Source organism: Arthrobacter glycogeni (assembly GCF_054511155.1).
On the sequence record NZ_JBTNDE010000024.1, the window covers coordinates 1 to 15332 of the forward strand.

Below are 15332 nucleotides of genomic sequence, written 5' to 3' on the forward strand. Positions count from 1 at the left end.
CTGCGAACTCGACCACACGATCCCCTGGTCCCGGGGCGGGACGACCAGTTACTCAAATCTGGCAGCGCTCTGTAAACGTCACCACATGTTCAAAACGGAGGGTTTCTGGCATTACACCCAACCTGAACCAGGGACGATCATCGCGATCTCCCCCGCCGGGGAAACCTACACCACCAAACCCAACCCACCACCCACACCACCACCGGAAACCCCACCACCGTTCTAGGATGAAGTGCTTCTTGATGGCCTTGATCGTTCGTGTCTGCGGCTGAACGGTGAGGTGTGGCGGGTTCGCGACTGTTGATCCCGCCTTTTCCAGCCTGTCGGTGGCGTCGGGTTGGGAGAATTGGGTCGGGTGGCGGTCTCCGAATCCGGAAGCTCGGATCCGGCGGGCCCCGCTGGATCAAAGTGGTTATTTTTGGGTTGTGGATAACTGGTTGCAAAACTTTGGATTCGGTTATTCTGGTGTTTTCGATTATTTCGACTTGCCCCGTTGTTCCAGGGAGTCACCATGCCACAGCCTCGCAGCACCTATCGTTCGCGGAGTTTGACCGCCGCGTTGGCCATTGTCTTTGGCTTTCTTGTTGCCGGTTGTGAGGGTGATGCGGGGCCTCCTGGCCCGACGAGTCCCGGGGCGTCGACGCCAGCGGCCACGTCCTCGGCGCCCGCAGGCACACCCACACCGCCTGCGGGCACCCCCACACCGTCTGAGCCCGCGACGGCTGAGCCGACGGCTGCTTCCTCAGACGGCCCGGCCGCGAACATTCCCCTGCCGGAGAAACCTGCCCTGTTGGATGAAAACACGGTTGAAGGTTTGGAAGCGTTCACCGAGTACTGGTTCGACCTTCTCAACTATGCGTACGCCACGAATGATTGGGCACCACTCGAAGCAGTGACCGACCCTGGATGCGAAACCTGTATGGCGATCAGGTCTTCTGTAGAAGAGGTCTATGCGCAGGGCCAATGGATTGCGGGAGCGGAAATCGAAGTTCTTCGGTTCGCGTCAAAGTTTGAGCCGAATATTGCTGGGTCGATCAACTCCTATGTAGAGAATCAACAAGCGGAGATCCTCTACTACGAATCCGATGGGACTGAGCTCGGGTCGGATCCGCAGCAATCAGAGCCATCACTGGACGTCGTGATCGCCGTGTGGGATGTGGATTACTGGCTTCTTCTCGACTACGGACGTCCGGAAGGGACGTGACTTTTTATGAGGTCTTTGAGAACGGTTCTGCTAGTTTCGTTTGCGCTGGTGATGACGATGCTGCCCTCACCAGAGTTCGCATTCGCCGCCGAAAAACCATCAGTATCAGCCCGTGACAGCAATTTCGTGGCAAACAATCAGACTAAATCTGTCACGAACGGGGGCGCCGGATCGGGAGACTCACCTGGTGGACTCGGTTCGGTTGAGCCCGCTGTTCTGCCGTCGGATGATGGGGTTGATTATACGTATGAGCGGGTGTGTACGGCGGGGTTGCAGGATTTTATGGATCCGGCGTATTGCGTGGAGTTGAATGCTCAGTGTGCTGCGCGTGAGGGTGGGGTGTTGGTGCAGTGGATTGAGGTGAATCGGAATGCGAGTCCGCCGACTCGGACGGCGACGGGCCGGAGTGGGTGTTTGTATCCTGATGAGCCTTTGGTGGCTCCGACGGTTGGGGCGTTGGTGGTGGCTCCGGTGGTGATTTCGTTGGTTGAGTTTGAGAGTCAGCCGATTGTTGCTGCTGGGGTGTTTTCGCAGCCGGATCATTTCGGGGTGCGTAATGCTCATAGCAATGTGTATGCGGTGGCGGGGGAGCAGGAGTTCACGTTTGTGTTTCGGGATGCGCAGATCCGGTTGAGGGCGTGGCCGGTGTCGTATGAGTGGTCTTATGGTGATGGGTCGGATCTGGTGACTACTGATCCGGGGTCGGCTCTTCCTGGTGATGGGTTCAACGTTCAGACGTCGACGAGTCATGTGTATGTGGAGACGGGGGATTATCCGGTGGGGTTGGATACTTTGTTCGCTGGGGATTATTCGGTCGATGGTGGGTCGTGGTTGCCGGTCGCGGGGTTGGCCAGGGTTTCCTCGGAGCCGCATGTGATGAGTATTTGGCGTAGCGAACGGCACAGTGTCGCGCAGACGTGTCTGGAGAACCCTGCCGGGATCGGCTGCTGACCCGAATCCTGCCGTTGCTGACTGGGCCGGGGTGCCGGGTCCTAGTCGAGGCGCTCAACCTAGGAATCACGCCAATGATTGTGCAGCTGCGGCGGGTGTGGCGACAAAAGCGTCGGAAGCCGCGAAATCTTTGCGCACATCTGGTGGGTGCGACCGCGGTCGACCCGCCAGACGTGCACAAAAGTTTGGAGGTGGATCAGTTTGGCCGCCCGTGCGGCGCAAAGGTTTGGTATTGATTAAGAGCATCCGCCAGAGCTGCTCAAAAGCCCGACACGAAATCGGTTCGGCCACCAAGGGAAAGCGGAACAATTCCTAAGGATTGATATAGTGCACTCAAAGTGCAGTAAGCTGCACTTGTGGACAACAGTACGACTGCTCTTGCGGCGGCAATTGGCCGACGGGTCAAACAGGAGCGGCAGTTTCGCTCGTTAACCCTCGATCAACTGGCGACCACGGCCGGTGTGAGTCGGCGGCTGTTGATCAATGTCGAGCAGGGCGCCGCCAACCCGAGCGTTGGAACGCTGCTGCGAATCAGCGATGCCCTCGGCGTCGGGCTCCCCGCCCTGGTGGAATCGCCCACGCCAAAGCCGGTCACGATCACCCGCAACGGCAAGGGAGCAACTCTCTGGAGTTCCGAGGCGGGTGGCCGCGGAATCCTGGTGGCGGGCACGGAGTCGCCGGACGTCGTCGAACTTTGGGATTGGACAATGACCTCGGGGGACCGCCACGAGAGTGAAGCCCATTCCCCCGGCACCAGGGAACTCCTCCAGGTGCAGCAAGGGTCCATCACTGTGAAGACAGGCGACCAATCGATAGTTCTTGGGCCCGGGGATGCGTTGTCCTTTCCGGGAGACGTCGCCCACTCCTACGCTGCAACAGCTGACGAACCAGCGAGGTTCAGCCTGGCTGTTTTTGAGCCTGGCGTTGGACTGAAGCGTGGGGGTACCCCGTGAACAGGAGGACCGCACTGCAGCACCTGGTGGATTCCAGCCGCGTTGATACGGAGGTATTCGAGCTTCGCCCGGACTACCGCGCCATGATCATCGCCGTCGATGGGCTGGTTCCCGGCCCGAGCGACCAGGGCAGCGAAGCGCTGCTGCAGGCCGCCGAAGCAAGTGCGCGGCGCCTTCTTGACGAAACCCGGGTGGAACAGCTCCCCCATGTCGCTGCCTGGCGCGATGCCTACCGTAGTTTTGGCGCCAAACCGCAGCGCACGCGCAACAGTCTGGAGGGTCTGGTGCGGCGAGCCGTCGTGGGGCTGCCCCGCGTGAACCGCCTGACCGATCTGTATAACGCGATCTCGGTCTTGCACCAGGTCCCGCTGGGCGGCGAGGACCTGGCCGGTTACGTCGGAGCACCACGATTGATCCGCGCGACCGGTGACGAGCTGTTCGATACCGCGACCGGAGGGACGGAAACGGTCGAGCACCCGCAACCAGGTGAGGTGGTCTGGTGTGATGACGCCGGTGTGACCTGCCGACGCTGGAACTGGCGTCAGGGCCGGCGGACCCAACTCAGCGATGACACGACGACGGCGCTGTTCATCGTTGACGCGTTAGGGCCAATGACCGACGACGCCCTGCAGCGTGCAGTACATGCTCTCGGCTCCCACCTCGAACAGCTTGGACCGGACGTGCAGCTTGCCAGTCACCTCGTTCGGGCCGAACCGGGTAAGCCATGACTCAAAGAATAGCCCTCCCTCCGTGGGGACTGGCGATCGCCGCGATGCTCTCCGTGCAGCTGGGCTCCGCCCTATCAGTGGATCTCCTCGGCGTTGTCGGACCTGCGGGAACAGCCTGGCTCCGCCTGAGCATGGGAGCGCTCATCCTGTTAGCGCTGGTCCGCCCACCGTTACGCTCAATCCACCGTCAGGACGTCCCGACGATCCTCGGTCTCGGGGTCGCAACAGGCGTTATGACCATCGGGTTCCTCACCGCGATCGAACACATCCACCTGGGCACCGCCGTCGCCATCGAGTTCCTCGGGCCGTTGACCGTCGCAGCTGTACGAAGTCATCGCAAACGCGCCTTGGTCTGGCCAGTCGTCGCACTCCTGGGTGTCGTGCTGATGACTCAACCGTGGGACGGCGCGGTCAACCTCACCGGCGTCGGTTTCGCGGCGCTGGCCGCCGGCGGCTGGGCGGCGTACATCCTGCTCACCCAGCGCATCGGGGACCGCTTCACCGGGATCGGCGCGCTCTCCCTGACCATCCCGATCGCGGCGGTGACGGCGGCGATCGTGGGAATCCCACAGGCGGTAGGCCACATCACCCCGGGCGTCCTCGCGGCGTCACTGGGACTGGCGGTACTGCTGCCCGTGCTGCCCTTCGCCCTGGAGATGATCGCCTTGCGCCGCATGACCCCGACCGCGTTTGGGACGCTGATGGCGTTGGAACCGGCATTCGGTGTGCTGCTGGGGTTGGTCATCCTCAAACAGCAATTGGGCGTGCTGCAGGTCATCGGGATCGGTCTCGTGGTGCTGGCCGGTGCGGCATCACAACGAGACGGCACCTGCCCGCCGGACGGCAACCGAACCGCTAAACCTCAGCGCCGTTATCGCCGTGATCGCGGGTTTTGGGTAGTCGGAGGATCAGGAAAATCACGGACACCAGAAAAATCGCCAGCACCCCCAGCATCGCGGTGAGAGGCGCAGCCCGCCAGAACATGGCGAGCAACAGCAAGGTAATGGGGCCGCCGACGGCGCCGAACCAGGCCAGGACCAGGAGCGGTTCCCCGGCGCCCAGTGCCGGTGGCTCTGGCGGGTGATACCCCTCGTCCTCGTCGTCGGACTCCTCGGGGGTGTAGTCGCGCGGGCCGCCGGGGGAGCGGCGGGGCTGATTCTCGAACAAGGCCCGAACCCGGTCTTGGTCGGACATCTCCACATCGGCGGTCTGCTCCGACGCTGAATCCAACGCCGGAGCAGTTCCCGCCTCGGGCGCGCTCGGGGTTTGTTCCAGCCGCGACACCAGATCCTGCCACACGGCATCATCGGTGGACTCGTTCGGTTCTTGGCCTCGGGATGTCATGCGCTGCTACCTGCCGTCACGTGCTGGATGAATTGCGCTGAGCGTTCAAAAATCAACTGCGCGTCATGATCCATGGTCGCAACATGGTAGCTGTTCTCCAAACGGACAATCTCCAGGACCGCCGAGCCAATCCGCTGTTGAAGGACCTGGAGGCTGCTCTCCGGCACCACCGGGTCAACTGTGGAGCGAAAGATCAGCGTCGGAGCGGTCACCGACGGCAGCCGCTCCACCGTTTCCTTGAACAATCGGTAAAGCTGGCCTACCGCCGCGACGGGGGTTCGCGCGTAGGCGCCCTCGTCCAACCCTTCCTTCTTGATGTTGTTGGCGATCGCCGGGACCGACTTCATGAAGTACTTCAACAATCCCGCGTAGCGCGCGCGCGGATCTGAGATCGTCAGCCCCGGATTGACGACGACGACGCCCGCCACCGGCTGCAACGCTGCCAACCGCAACGCCAGGGTTCCACCCATCGACAAACCCGCGGCAACGATCACGTCGGTTGACTCTTCCAGCTCCCGGTAGCTCGCCTCATAGCTGGCGTACCAGCGCTGCCACGGAGTGCGGGCGAGTTCCTGCCAGGTGGTGCCGTGCCCGTGGAGGAGGGGAAGCCGCACCGCATACCCCTGATCGGCCAGATACTGGGCCCACGCCAACAGGCTGACAGGGGAACCGGTGAACCCATGGCTCATCACCACGCCGACGCGCGCCCTCTCCCCAAAACCGTCGGAGGAGAAGGCGACAGGGCCAGCACCGGATGTCATAGCACCATCGTGCCACCTGCTACCGATGCCTTACCAGCGGATCCGCGCCTTAGAGTAGTCTCTCAAGGAAAAGCGCGATCCACAGTGGGGTACTCTGCCGTGATCCGTTCGGGTCTAGGAAGGCTGTCAGCGTGTTTTATTGGTTCATGAAGCGGATCATCGTGGGTCCAATTCTGGGTCTCCTGTTCCGGCCGTGGGTAAAAGGGATGGACAACGTCCCGGTGGACGGGCCGGCGGTTCTGGTCAGCAACCACCTCTCCTTCTCCGACTCGATCTTCCTACCCATCGCTGTACCCCGTCCGGTGATTTTCCTGGCCAAGTCCGAATACTTCACAGGCAAAGGGATCAAGGGCAAGCTCACCGCCCTGTTTTTCCGACTCTCCAACCAGCTCCCGATGGATCGGTCCGGCGGGGCAGCGTCGTCGAGCTCGTTGAGCGCGGGCGAGGCGGTGCTCAACAGCGGCTGCATCCTAGGGATCTACCCTGAGGGAACGCGCAGCCCTGACGGACGCCTGTACCGGGGGAAAACCGGCGTCGCGAAGCTGGTGCTCGCCACCGGGGTGCCAGTGATTCCGGTGGCCATGATCGGGACCGACAAGGTGCAGCCCATCGGGCGGCGCATCCCCAACATCCGCCGGATCGGGATCATCGTCGGCGAACCCCTCGATTTCACCCGGTACAAAGGGCTGGCCGACGACCGCTTCGTGCAGCGGTCGGTCACCGATGAGATCATGTACGAGCTGATGCGACTCTCCGGTCAGGAATACGTCGATGTGTACGCCAGCAGCGTCAAGGAGAAACTCGCCGCGGCCAAGGCATCCGAAAAAAAGGCTCATGGCAAGACCGGTGACGCGGCCAAGTCCGACGACGCGGGAAAGCCACACGGTGCCGGAAAGCCGACGGATGCCGGAAAGCCCCAGGCCGCCCCGAAGCCAACGGGTACCACGAAGCCAAGCGACGGCAACGAAAAGTCGGTACTCAGCAGGCTTTCGAGCCTTCGGCTGCCGGGTTGGCTGACCAGGAAACGCTAGGCCACCTCGGGCAGTCGCCCGCCCAGCGTTCACCGAGCCATCCCGAAGGTGGCGGGCGGCACAATGTGACGTATTGCCCGGTTGCGTGACGGCCCCGGCGGCGCCTTCGATGCCGACCCATTAGGCTTAACGGGTGACTGACATCTTCGCACCCACCGAATCCTCTGTACTCCCAGCTCAGCAAGCAAGCCTGCAGGCAAACTCAATGCTGGACAACTGGCGTCAGCTGCCCATCTCGCAGCAGCCCACCTGGCAGGACAGCAGCGTATATTCGGCCTCCGTCAAGGAGCTCTCGACCCTCCCCCCGCTCGTTTTCGCCGGAGAGGTCGACGTCCTTCGTGACCGCCTGGCCGCCGCCGCGCAGGGCAAAGCATTCCTGTTGCAGGGCGGCGACTGCGCCGAAACCTTCGAAGGCGCTACCGCCGACCGGATCAGCGCGCGGGTGCGGACCATCCTGCAAATGGCAGTGGTCCTGACCTATGGTGCGTCACTGCCCGTCATCAAAATGGGACGAATGGCAGGACAGTTCGCCAAGCCCCGCTCCTCCAACGACGAGACCCGCGACGGTGTCACCTTGCCGGCCTACCGCGGCGACATGGTCAACGGCTACGAGTTCACACCCGAGTCGCGGGGCCATGACGCGTCCCGGATGGTCAAGGCGTACCACACGTCGGCGTCGACGCTGAACCTGATCCGTGCTTTCACCCAGGGCGGCTTCGCTGACTTGCGCCTCGTCCACCACTGGAACAAGGGCTTCACCGCCAACCCGGCCCACTCACGCTACGAGTCGCTGGCCGGCGAGATCGACCGCGCCGTCCGGTTCATGGATGCCTGCGGCACTGACTTCGAGGCGCTTAAGCGGGTGGAGTTTTTCGCCAGCCACGAGGCACTCCTGCTCGACTACGAGCGTGCGCTCACGCGCACCGACTCGCGTACCGGGCTGCCCTACGACACCTCGGCCCACTTCCTGTGGATCGGGGAGCGCACCAGGGACATCGATAGCGCTCACATCGATTTCCTCTCCCGCGTGCGGAACCCGATCGGCGTGAAGCTGGGCCCCGGTACCTCGCCCGACGACGCCCTCGCCCTTATCGACAAGCTGGACCCCAACCGAGAGCCCGGGCGACTCACGTTCATCACCCGCATGGGCGCCGGCAATATCCGCGAGAAGTTGCCCCGACTGGTTCAGAAGGTCACCGACTCAGGTGCCCAGGTGCTGTGGGTATCCGACCCGATGCACGGCAACACAGTCACCTCGCCCAACGGCTACAAGACCCGCAACTTTGACGACGTTATGGACGAGGTCCGCGGCTTCTTCGAAGTCCACAATTCGCTGGGCACCTTCCCGGGCGGCCTGCACGTGGAGATGACCGGCGACGACGTCGCCGAGTGCCTGGGTGGCGCCGATCCCGTGGACCAGGAGGCGTTCCTGGAACGTTACGAATCGGTCTGCGACCCGCGCCTGAACCATATGCAGTCCCTCGAGATGGCGTTCCTCGTTGCTGGGGCGCTCTCCAAGCGATAAGCCATCTGCACAACTGAAGCGAAGCGGAAATCCGCTTCGCTTCAGTTGCGTCTGTAGTCTGTGAACCGGCTACGTGACATCAACCGCTACGTGACATCAACCGCTACGTGACGGTGATCGTGACGGTCGAACCTTCCGGTTGCTCACCGGTAAGATCCTGAGCCGCCACCAGACCAAGAACTGATTCGCCGAAGGTGTAGTCCACCACCACGGTGAATCCCGCAGCCTCGAGCTCGGCCACGGCCGCCTCTTCCCGCTCGGAAAACACGTTGGGCACCTCGATTAGGCGTGGACCCAGAGACAGGGTCAGCCTCACGGTCTCTCCCCGGGTCAGCTGACCACCCGAAGGACTCTGCCCAACGACAGCGCCCGCCGGAATATCAGGATGATTCTCACCCTCCGGGGCGACGGCGGCAACAAGGCCGGTCTCGTCGATGGCCGCGACTGCGTCATCGCGGGGCTGCCCCGTCACCACCGGGACATCCAGCGGCTCGGGGCCCTGCGAAATCATCAGGCTCACCGCTGTGCCCCGCCGAGCCTGCTCTCCGGCGGCGGGCGCCTGGCTGATGACCAGACCGTCCTCCACCACGGCGCTGTACTCGCGCGAAATGTTCCCTACCGCCAATCCATCACCCGCTAACCGTTCGGCAGCGGCGGCCTCACCACGATCAACAACGCTGGGTACCTCGAACAGCTCGGGTCCCTTTGACACAAACAGGTCCACCGACTCGTAGCGGCGGATCTCGGTCTGCGCGGCCGGTTCGCTGCGAATCACCAGTCCTGATTCCACGTCGTCATGGAACTCTTCCTCGGAGCGCGGCGCGTCGAAACCGTTCCGGGCCAGCAGCAGCTCCGCCTGATCCACCGAGCGGTTGACGACGTCGGGCACCGTCGCCAGAGCGCCCGGACCTACGCCGAAGAACCAGCCGATGCCAGCTGCCAGACCGGCAAGGAGCACCAGCAACACCACCAGGATCGCGTTGCGGCGCCCCCGGTGGCCGCGGTGCAGCGACTTTTCGGGCCGTTGGGCGGCTTTCGCCTGCCGCTTCTGGTAGAGCTTGAAGTCCTTGGTTGCCTGTTTGTCACGGACTCGCGGATCCGGTTCGGGCGGCGGCACAGTGTGGGTCTGCGGAAGGTTCCGGATGGCCCGGGTGTGCTGGACGTCGTCGGCAATGACCGAGGTCATCGACTGGTCAGCCCGGATCACTTCGGTGGGTCGGCGCCCACGTGAGGAACTGATGACCTCGGTGGTAGACCCGCCGCCCTCCGTGCCGATCACCTCCGTGCCGTTCATGACCGGGGGGATGACGCCCGGCCGGTTGTCTGCGCTCCCTGCCTCTGCGGTGCCACCGGGCAGTTCAAAGTCCAGTTCCTCGTCGGTCAGGGTGGTGCGGATATGCCTGAGTTCCCCGAGCAGGGCGTTGCCGTTGACCGGACGATCCTCGGGGTCCACCGAGGTGCACCACTGGACCAGCTCGTCAATGTCCGGTGCGAGCCCGGGTACCAGGGTGGAGGGTGCGGGGACCGTCGAATTGGCGTGCTGCAGGGCTACCCGGATCGGGACGTCGCCGGTGAAAGGCTGTTTGCCGGTCAGGAGCTCAAACAGGACAATGCCGGCCGAGTAGATGTCGCTGCGGGCATCAGCACCACCCCCGGTCACCAGTTCGGGGGAGAGGTAGGCGACGGTGCCGATCAGGATTCCGGTGTTGGTGGTTGTGGACACCGCCCGCGCCAGGCCGAAGTCGGCGATCTTGATGCGACCATTGTTGGCCAGGAGAACATTCTCGGGTTTGACGTCCCGGTGTACCAGTCCGACGTCGTGAGCGGCGCCGAGGCCTTCGACTACCGGATCCATCATGGCCAGCGCCAGGCGTGGGGTGAGCCGGCCCTTCTCCCGGAGGAGATCCCGAAGGGTCCTGCCCGGAACATACTCCATCACCAGGTACGCCAGCGAACGCTCGGGGGAGTCCTCTATGCCCTGGTCCAGGACGCCCACCACGTGCGGGTGGGACAGGCGTGCCGCCGACTTCGCTTCACGCTCAAACCGGTCGAGAAAGCTGGCGTCCTCGGCGAGGTGCGGGTAAAGGATTTTCAGGGCGACATCACGATCGAGCCGCTGGTCGGTAGCCCGGTAAACGGTCGACATGCCGCCCCGGGCAAGGCGCGACAGGACACGATAGCGCCCGTCTACAATCGAGCCAACCAGTGGGTCATTCTGCCGTTCCTGCACCCCTTGATCCTAAGTGCAGACGTGAAGAGGGGCGGAACCGACACCCGATTCCGCCCCTCTTCGCTGGCCGTTCCCGGCGTTACTACCGGAACGTTGCCTGATGTGCAGTGATCGCCGCGACGTAATCCTTGGTATCGCTGAACATCCCGTGGGTGGTCACCGAATACTGGCCCTGATAGTAGGAAGCGATGGCTTCGTCGAGGTTGTCACTGGTGCGGATCAGTGACTGCAGGATGGCTACCCCGGCGGTGGCGTTGTCGTAGGGATCCAGCAGATTCAGCTGTCGACCTACCAGATCGGAAGCCCATTCGCCCGACATGGGGATGACCTGCATGGCGCCGATGGCGTTGGCGGGTGACACGGCACGCTGGTTGAAGCCTGACTCCTGAAAGGAAACCGCGAGGGCAAGGCTCGGGTCAACGCCCATGGAGCGAGCCGTGTCAGCAACGATCGACTTCATGGCGTCGTTGCCGGGGACCGGGAGCGAGTTCAGGAGGTGCTTGTTGCGGTTCGCTTCCGACACCACATGCCGCGGATAGGTGTAGTGCAGGAAGGTGGACGGCACCAGGTCGGCCGGAGCTTCGTCAGCAACGGCTGGCGCGGATTCGGCAGCCGGTGCCGCCTTGCCGGGAAGGGTCAGCTTCGCGCCGGGGTGAATCATTGTTGTTGCGGTGAGGTTGTTGGCCTTCAGAAGGGCACTGAGACTCACGCCGTTGTTGGCGGCGATGGCGCCGAGCGTGTCGCCGCCCTTGATGGTGTAGGAACCGCCGTTGGACGCTGGCGCCGCGGGCTTGGGCGCTGCCGGGGTGATCTCCGTGGATGCTACGGAGACGTCTGCTGACCCGCCCAGTTGGATCTTCTGGCCGGGGTGAATGATCGAGGTCATCGACAGGGAATTGGCCTTCAATACAGTCCCAAGGCTTACGCCGTTGTTGGCGGCGATGGCGCTGAGTGTGTCGCCAGCCTTGACCGTGTAGGAAGAGCCGGAGGACTGCTGCGTGTCGTTGGCAGGCTCGGCCGTGGTCTCGCTGGCGGGAGCGCCGGCGAGCTTGATCTTCTGACCCGGGTAGATGATCGAGCTGACGCTTAGGTCGTTGGCCTTGAGGACGGCGCCGGTTCCCAGTCCGTGTTTCATCGCGATGCCGGTGATGGTGTCGCCCGCCTGGACCGTGTAGGTCTTCGGCGCGCTCTGGGCTGGTGCCAGGAAGGTCGGGATCCGGGCTGCGACCGTGCTGGCCGGGATGGTCAGTCCGGCAGGAACGGTCGCCGCTGGAGCGAGCCGGGGGGTGTGAAGCGGTTTTGCTGCCACCGGTGCGGCGGCTGCTGGCTGTGCCAGTGCGACGGCGGAGAGCAGTACTGCGGGAATGGCGGCGGTGGATACCGCAATGGTGAAGCGGCTGGGCAGGCGGGTGCCGTGGGCACGGGCCTGGGATCCGAACAGCGGCGGTGACGAACGCTGGGCAGTCATGGTCTAAATCCTCATCTATGGTCAACGGAACGGGCCGCGCCGATGGCCGAATGGAGACCCGACGGGCGATACCGTCGGGGACCTCTTTCAAAAACATCTGATGGTGCGCGAGAGTCTGATGTTGTTACTGTTGCTGGTGTGACTCCTGTGAATCTACACTAAAAGCCACTTAGCACAACAGTTACTTGGCACCCCGCTGATATTGCATCGGCGTGTCGCCTGGTGGAGTGGAGAGAGGGGCCCACTTCTGGCACCCTTAGGGGGTGAATGAACTAGAAGAACTTGTGCCCGCCTGGTTGAACCTCCCGGAGGTGGCACTGGAATTGGAAGTGCCCATCACCAAGGTGCACGGCCTGCTCGACGAGAAGTCGCTGATTGCCCTTCGCAGTACCGAACGCAATGTCAGGAGTGTTCCGGCGGAGTTCATCTTCGAGGGCGACGTGGTGGACAGCCTGAAGGGAACCATCATCGTCCTGGCAGATTCAGGCTTCAGTGACGAAGACATTGTCAGGTGGCTATTCACTCCTGATGAATCTCTCCCGGGCCGCCCCATCGATGCTCTCCGCGAGGGTCGGAAAACCGAGATTCGGCGCCGAGCCCAGGCCGCAGCCTGGTAATAGGCACTCCAGTTCAGTGACCTTTGCCGATCATCTTGCCCTCAGGCTGACCGGCTGACCGCCGCTGTCGCTAGTCCGGCAAGGGCCGATCGACATACATCATCGAGGTTCAGGCGCCCCAGCGCCCGGGCAGCCGCCTCAGCATGCCGGGCGATCAGGGCTTCAACGGCCTGCAGCGCTCCCGATGAAGAGATGGTGTCCCGGAGACGGGCGACGTCGTCGTCGTCGAGATCTGCCTGTCCCAGCCTGCCGTTGAGCAGTGTCCTGTCTGCGGGGCTCCCACCCTGGAGCGCCTGGGCAATCAGGAGGGTGCGTTTGCCCTCTCGCAGGTCATCCCCGGCAGGTTTGCCTGTCACAGTGGGGTCGCCAAAGACGCCGAGTACATCATCGCGGAGCTGGAAGGCTTCGCCCAGGGGCAGCGAGAAGGCTGAGTAGCCGCCCAATAGCGGGGCGTCGGCGCCAGCCAGAGCGCCGCCCAGTCCCAGCGGATGCTCGACCGAATACTTGGCTGATTTGAACCGGATTATCTGCTGGGCACGTTCGGCGGCCTCGGCTGGCGTCCGGCCAGGCCCCACTGCTTCCTCCAGCAGATCAAGATACTGGCCAGCCATCACCTCGGTGCGCATCCTGTTGAAGATCGTCCGGGCACGGGTTCCTGAGGCGGCGCCTGCCCCGATGTCCGAGAACTGCTCCTCGCTAAAGGAGAGGCACATGTCGCCGGTCAACACGGCGGCGGAAACGCCAAACCGGTCGGGGCTGAGATGCCACCGGTTTCGCTCGTGCAGCGCACCAAACTGCCGATGCACGCTGGGGGAGCCCCGCCGGGTGTCGGAGCGGTCAATGACGTCGTCGTGGATCAGTGCCGCTGCCTGGAAAAGTTCCAGCGCAACGCCGGCCAGGATCGGCTCGCTGGCTCCGGCTTGCCCGCCCGCCCCCCTGAAGCCCCAATAGCAGAGCAAGGCGCGCAGTCTCTTACCGCCTGCGGTCAACCGGGTGATGGCGGCGGCGGGCTCCAGCGCATCCTCGGTAATCCCACCCAGAATGGCCCGCTGGCGGGCGAGGAACAGATCAAGCCCGTTCGTCACATCCGCCCAGTACGCTGTTTGCTCGCGCGCTACCAGGTGGTCAACAGTGCCATCGTCGACGAACTGGTTCTGGTCGGTCATGGGCTCTCCTCGAAGGGCGGACGGCAGTCCACGTGGGGCGCGCCGGGCATTCCGCAGGCCAGGGTGATCTGTTGGCTGTCCTATCCTACTAACTGGCTACGATTGGATGGTGACTGTTGGGCCCAGGGCAAATCTTCCGCACGCGGAGTGCACAATCCTCCACGTGGACATGGATGCCTTCTATGTGGCCGTCGAGTTGTTGGACCGACCTGACCTGATCGGCACACCGGTCATTGTTGGATCACCGAGCGGGCGCTCAGTTGTCCTCTCCGCCTCCTATGAGGCGCGACGATTCGGGGTGCGATCGGCGATGCCGATGTCGACGGCGATGAGACTGTGCCCCCAGGGGGTGGTGCTCGAACCCCACCACGACAAGTATTCGTTAGTCTCACGCGATGTGATGTCGATCTTCGGAACCATCACCCCTTTGGTCGAACAACTCAGCGTCGACGAAGCGTTCCTCGACATTGCAGGGTCCATGCGCCGACTCGGCGGGCCACGTGACATCGGTGAACTGATCCGAGCCACCATCCGCCGGGAACTGGGAATCACCGCGAGCGTCGGCGCGGCGACCACCAAGTTTGTTGCCAAAATCGCATCGACCCGATCCAAACCCAACGGCCTGCTGGTGATCCCGGGCGAGGAAACGGTCGCCTACCTGCATACCCTCCCGGTGTCGGCCCTGTGGGGGGTGGGCGCCAAAACGCAGGAGGTGCTGGCACGGCTGGGAATCCGGACTGTTGAAGACCTCGCACAGACCCCCGTGTCCTCCCTGCGCAAGCTCTTGGGTGTGACCGGGCAACATGTCTACGATCTTGCCTGGGGAAGGGATCCGCGGACCGTGACTGTCACCCGTCAGGAAAAAACCCTTGGGGCGGAGGAGACCTTTGCCGAAGATGTCAACGACAATTCAATCCTGCACACCGAAATGCTCAGGCTGTCCCACCGGACCGCGGCCCGGCTACGATCGGCGCAGTTGCAGTGCGGTGGCGTGGCGATCAAGCTACGGTACGCGGATTTCTCGACACTCACGAGGACCAAGAGGCTCAGCGAACCCACCGATAGTGCCAATGCCATCTATGCTGCGGCTACCTCTCTGTTGGCGTCCCTGGGGGAGCGGCCGATGAGCGTTCGGCTGGTGGGGGTGCGCGCTGATCAATTGGAACCATCCGCCGGATTGGGCCATCAACTCACCATCGACCGCCGGGACGAGAATTGGCGCCTCGCGGAGTCCGCACTTGATCAGGTCAACCGGAGGTTCGGCAAGACCGCCATCCAGCCAGCTCAACTCTTCCGGCGCCCCCCGGATACGGCGCCCTGACCCGGCGCCCTGTGTCTTCAGCAGTGGTGAATT

16 protein-coding genes are annotated in these 15332 nt (G+C 63.3%); 10 read left to right on the forward strand and 6 right to left on the reverse strand.

The window, feature by feature from the left end; translation table 11 throughout:
• On the forward strand, positions 1-226 hold a 226-nt coding region (locus ACX80O_RS14360), incomplete at its 5' end, for an HNH endonuclease (RefSeq protein ID WP_459333843.1).
• Between the two features lie 305 nt (positions 227-531).
• Here the strand turns inward: ACX80O_RS14360 and ACX80O_RS14365 are convergent.
• The gene (locus tag ACX80O_RS14365) at positions 532-804 is read right to left on the reverse strand and encodes a hypothetical protein (protein WP_459333844.1); all 273 of its coding nucleotides are present in this window, start codon (positions 802-804) and stop codon (positions 532-534) included.
• Here ACX80O_RS14365 and ACX80O_RS14370 point away from each other — a divergent pair.
• The 5 genes from ACX80O_RS14370 (at position 791) to ACX80O_RS14390 (ending at position 4798) form a co-directional block, all read left to right on the forward strand.
• On the forward strand, positions 791-1204 hold the full coding sequence (locus ACX80O_RS14370; RefSeq protein ID WP_459333845.1) for a DUF6318 family protein: 414 nt from the start codon (positions 791-793) through the stop codon (positions 1202-1204). The genes ACX80O_RS14365 and ACX80O_RS14370 overlap by 14 nt on opposite strands.
• Before the next feature lie 48 nt (positions 1205-1252).
• Entirely contained in the window at positions 1253-2155 is a 903-nt protein-coding gene (locus ACX80O_RS14375) for a hypothetical protein (RefSeq protein ID WP_459333846.1), read from the forward strand.
• Between the two features lie 356 nt (positions 2156-2511).
• A complete protein-coding gene (locus ACX80O_RS14380) occupies positions 2512-3108 on the forward strand; it encodes a helix-turn-helix domain-containing protein (RefSeq protein ID WP_459333847.1) in 597 nt (198 codons plus the stop codon).
• Positions 3105-3836: a B3/B4 domain-containing protein gene (locus tag ACX80O_RS14385; protein WP_459333848.1), complete on the forward strand. Its 732-nt coding sequence runs from the start codon at positions 3105-3107 to the stop codon at positions 3834-3836. Before ACX80O_RS14380 ends, ACX80O_RS14385 begins: the two co-directional genes overlap by 4 nt.
• Entirely contained in the window at positions 3833-4798 is a 966-nt protein-coding gene (locus ACX80O_RS14390; RefSeq protein WP_459333849.1) for an EamA family transporter, read from the forward strand. Before ACX80O_RS14385 ends, ACX80O_RS14390 begins: the two co-directional genes overlap by 4 nt.
• On the opposite strand, the gene ACX80O_RS14395 is transcribed toward ACX80O_RS14390, so the two are convergent.
• The gene (locus ACX80O_RS14395) at positions 4692-5180 is read right to left on the reverse strand and encodes a nucleotide exchange factor GrpE (RefSeq protein WP_459333850.1); all 489 of its coding nucleotides are present in this window, start codon (positions 5178-5180) and stop codon (positions 4692-4694) included. The two genes, ACX80O_RS14390 and ACX80O_RS14395, sit on opposite strands and share 107 nt — an antisense overlap.
• The gene (locus ACX80O_RS14400) at positions 5177-5941 is read right to left on the reverse strand and encodes an alpha/beta hydrolase (RefSeq protein WP_459309047.1); all 765 of its coding nucleotides are present in this window, start codon (positions 5939-5941) and stop codon (positions 5177-5179) included. Before ACX80O_RS14400 ends, ACX80O_RS14395 begins: the two co-directional genes overlap by 4 nt.
• A 131-nt stretch (positions 5942-6072) precedes the next feature.
• On the opposite strand from ACX80O_RS14400, the gene ACX80O_RS14405 reads away from it, so the two are divergent.
• Together ACX80O_RS14405 and ACX80O_RS14410 are read left to right on the forward strand one after the other, a co-directional pair.
• The gene (locus tag ACX80O_RS14405; protein ID WP_459333851.1) at positions 6073-6972 is read left to right on the forward strand and encodes a lysophospholipid acyltransferase family protein; all 900 of its coding nucleotides are present in this window, start codon (positions 6073-6075) and stop codon (positions 6970-6972) included.
• 205 nt (positions 6973-7177) lie between these two features.
• Positions 7178-8497, forward strand: a complete 1320-nt coding sequence (locus ACX80O_RS14410; RefSeq protein ID WP_459309099.1) for a class II 3-deoxy-7-phosphoheptulonate synthase — start codon at positions 7178-7180, stop codon at positions 8495-8497.
• Positions 8498-8600: 103 nt separating this feature from the next.
• Here the strand turns inward: ACX80O_RS14410 and ACX80O_RS14415 are convergent, their stop codons facing one another.
• Both ACX80O_RS14415 and ACX80O_RS14420 read right to left on the reverse strand, forming a co-directional pair.
• On the reverse strand, positions 8601-10727 hold the full coding sequence (locus tag ACX80O_RS14415) for a protein kinase domain-containing protein (RefSeq protein WP_459333852.1): 2127 nt from the start codon (positions 10725-10727) through the stop codon (positions 8601-8603).
• A gap of 82 nt (positions 10728-10809) precedes the next feature.
• Complete coding sequence (locus tag ACX80O_RS14420; RefSeq protein ID WP_459333853.1) at positions 10810-12195, reverse strand: lytic transglycosylase; 1386 nt, start codon at positions 12193-12195, stop codon at positions 10810-10812.
• 263 nt (positions 12196-12458) lie between these two features.
• Between ACX80O_RS14420 and ACX80O_RS14425 the strand changes: the two genes are divergently transcribed.
• Positions 12459-12812, forward strand: coding sequence for an Rv2175c family DNA-binding protein (locus tag ACX80O_RS14425; protein WP_459309053.1), 354 nt, complete (start codon positions 12459-12461; stop codon positions 12810-12812).
• Between the two features lie 41 nt (positions 12813-12853).
• Here ACX80O_RS14425 and ACX80O_RS14430 read toward each other — a convergent pair whose 3' ends face one another.
• Positions 12854-13978 carry a polyprenyl synthetase family protein gene (locus ACX80O_RS14430; RefSeq protein WP_459333854.1) on the reverse strand — a complete coding sequence of 375 codons (1125 nt, stop codon included), beginning with the start codon at positions 13976-13978 and terminating at the stop codon, positions 12854-12856.
• Between the two features lie 106 nt (positions 13979-14084).
• Here ACX80O_RS14430 and dinB point away from each other — a divergent pair, with 106 nt between their 5' ends.
• On the forward strand, positions 14085-15299 hold the full coding sequence (dinB, locus tag ACX80O_RS14435) for a DNA polymerase IV (RefSeq protein ID WP_459333855.1): 1215 nt from the start codon (positions 14085-14087) through the stop codon (positions 15297-15299).
• The last annotated feature ends 33 nt before the right edge of the window (positions 15300-15332 follow it).

What these genes read in the sequence shown, in the direction of transcription:
- ACX80O_RS14420 (WP_459333853.1), bottom strand. Translation starts at nt 12,195, where the DNA reads ATGACTGCCCAGCGTTCGTCACCGCCGCTGTTCGGATCCCAGGCCCGT.
- ACX80O_RS14390 (WP_459333849.1), top strand. Translation starts at nt 3,833, where the DNA reads ATGACTCAAAGAATAGCCCTCCCTCCGTGGGGACTGGCGATCGCCGCG.
- dinB (WP_459333855.1), top strand. Translation starts at nt 14,085, where the DNA reads ATGGTGACTGTTGGGCCCAGGGCAAATCTTCCGCACGCGGAGTGCACA.
- ACX80O_RS14410 (WP_459309099.1), top strand. Translation starts at nt 7,178, where the DNA reads ATGCTGGACAACTGGCGTCAGCTGCCCATCTCGCAGCAGCCCACCTGG.
- ACX80O_RS14395 (WP_459333850.1), bottom strand. Translation starts at nt 5,180, where the DNA reads ATGACATCCCGAGGCCAAGAACCGAACGAGTCCACCGATGATGCCGTG.
- ACX80O_RS14400 (WP_459309047.1), bottom strand. Translation starts at nt 5,941, where the DNA reads ATGACATCCGGTGCTGGCCCTGTCGCCTTCTCCTCCGACGGTTTTGGG.
- ACX80O_RS14430 (WP_459333854.1), bottom strand. Translation starts at nt 13,978, where the DNA reads ATGACCGACCAGAACCAGTTCGTCGACGATGGCACTGTTGACCACCTG.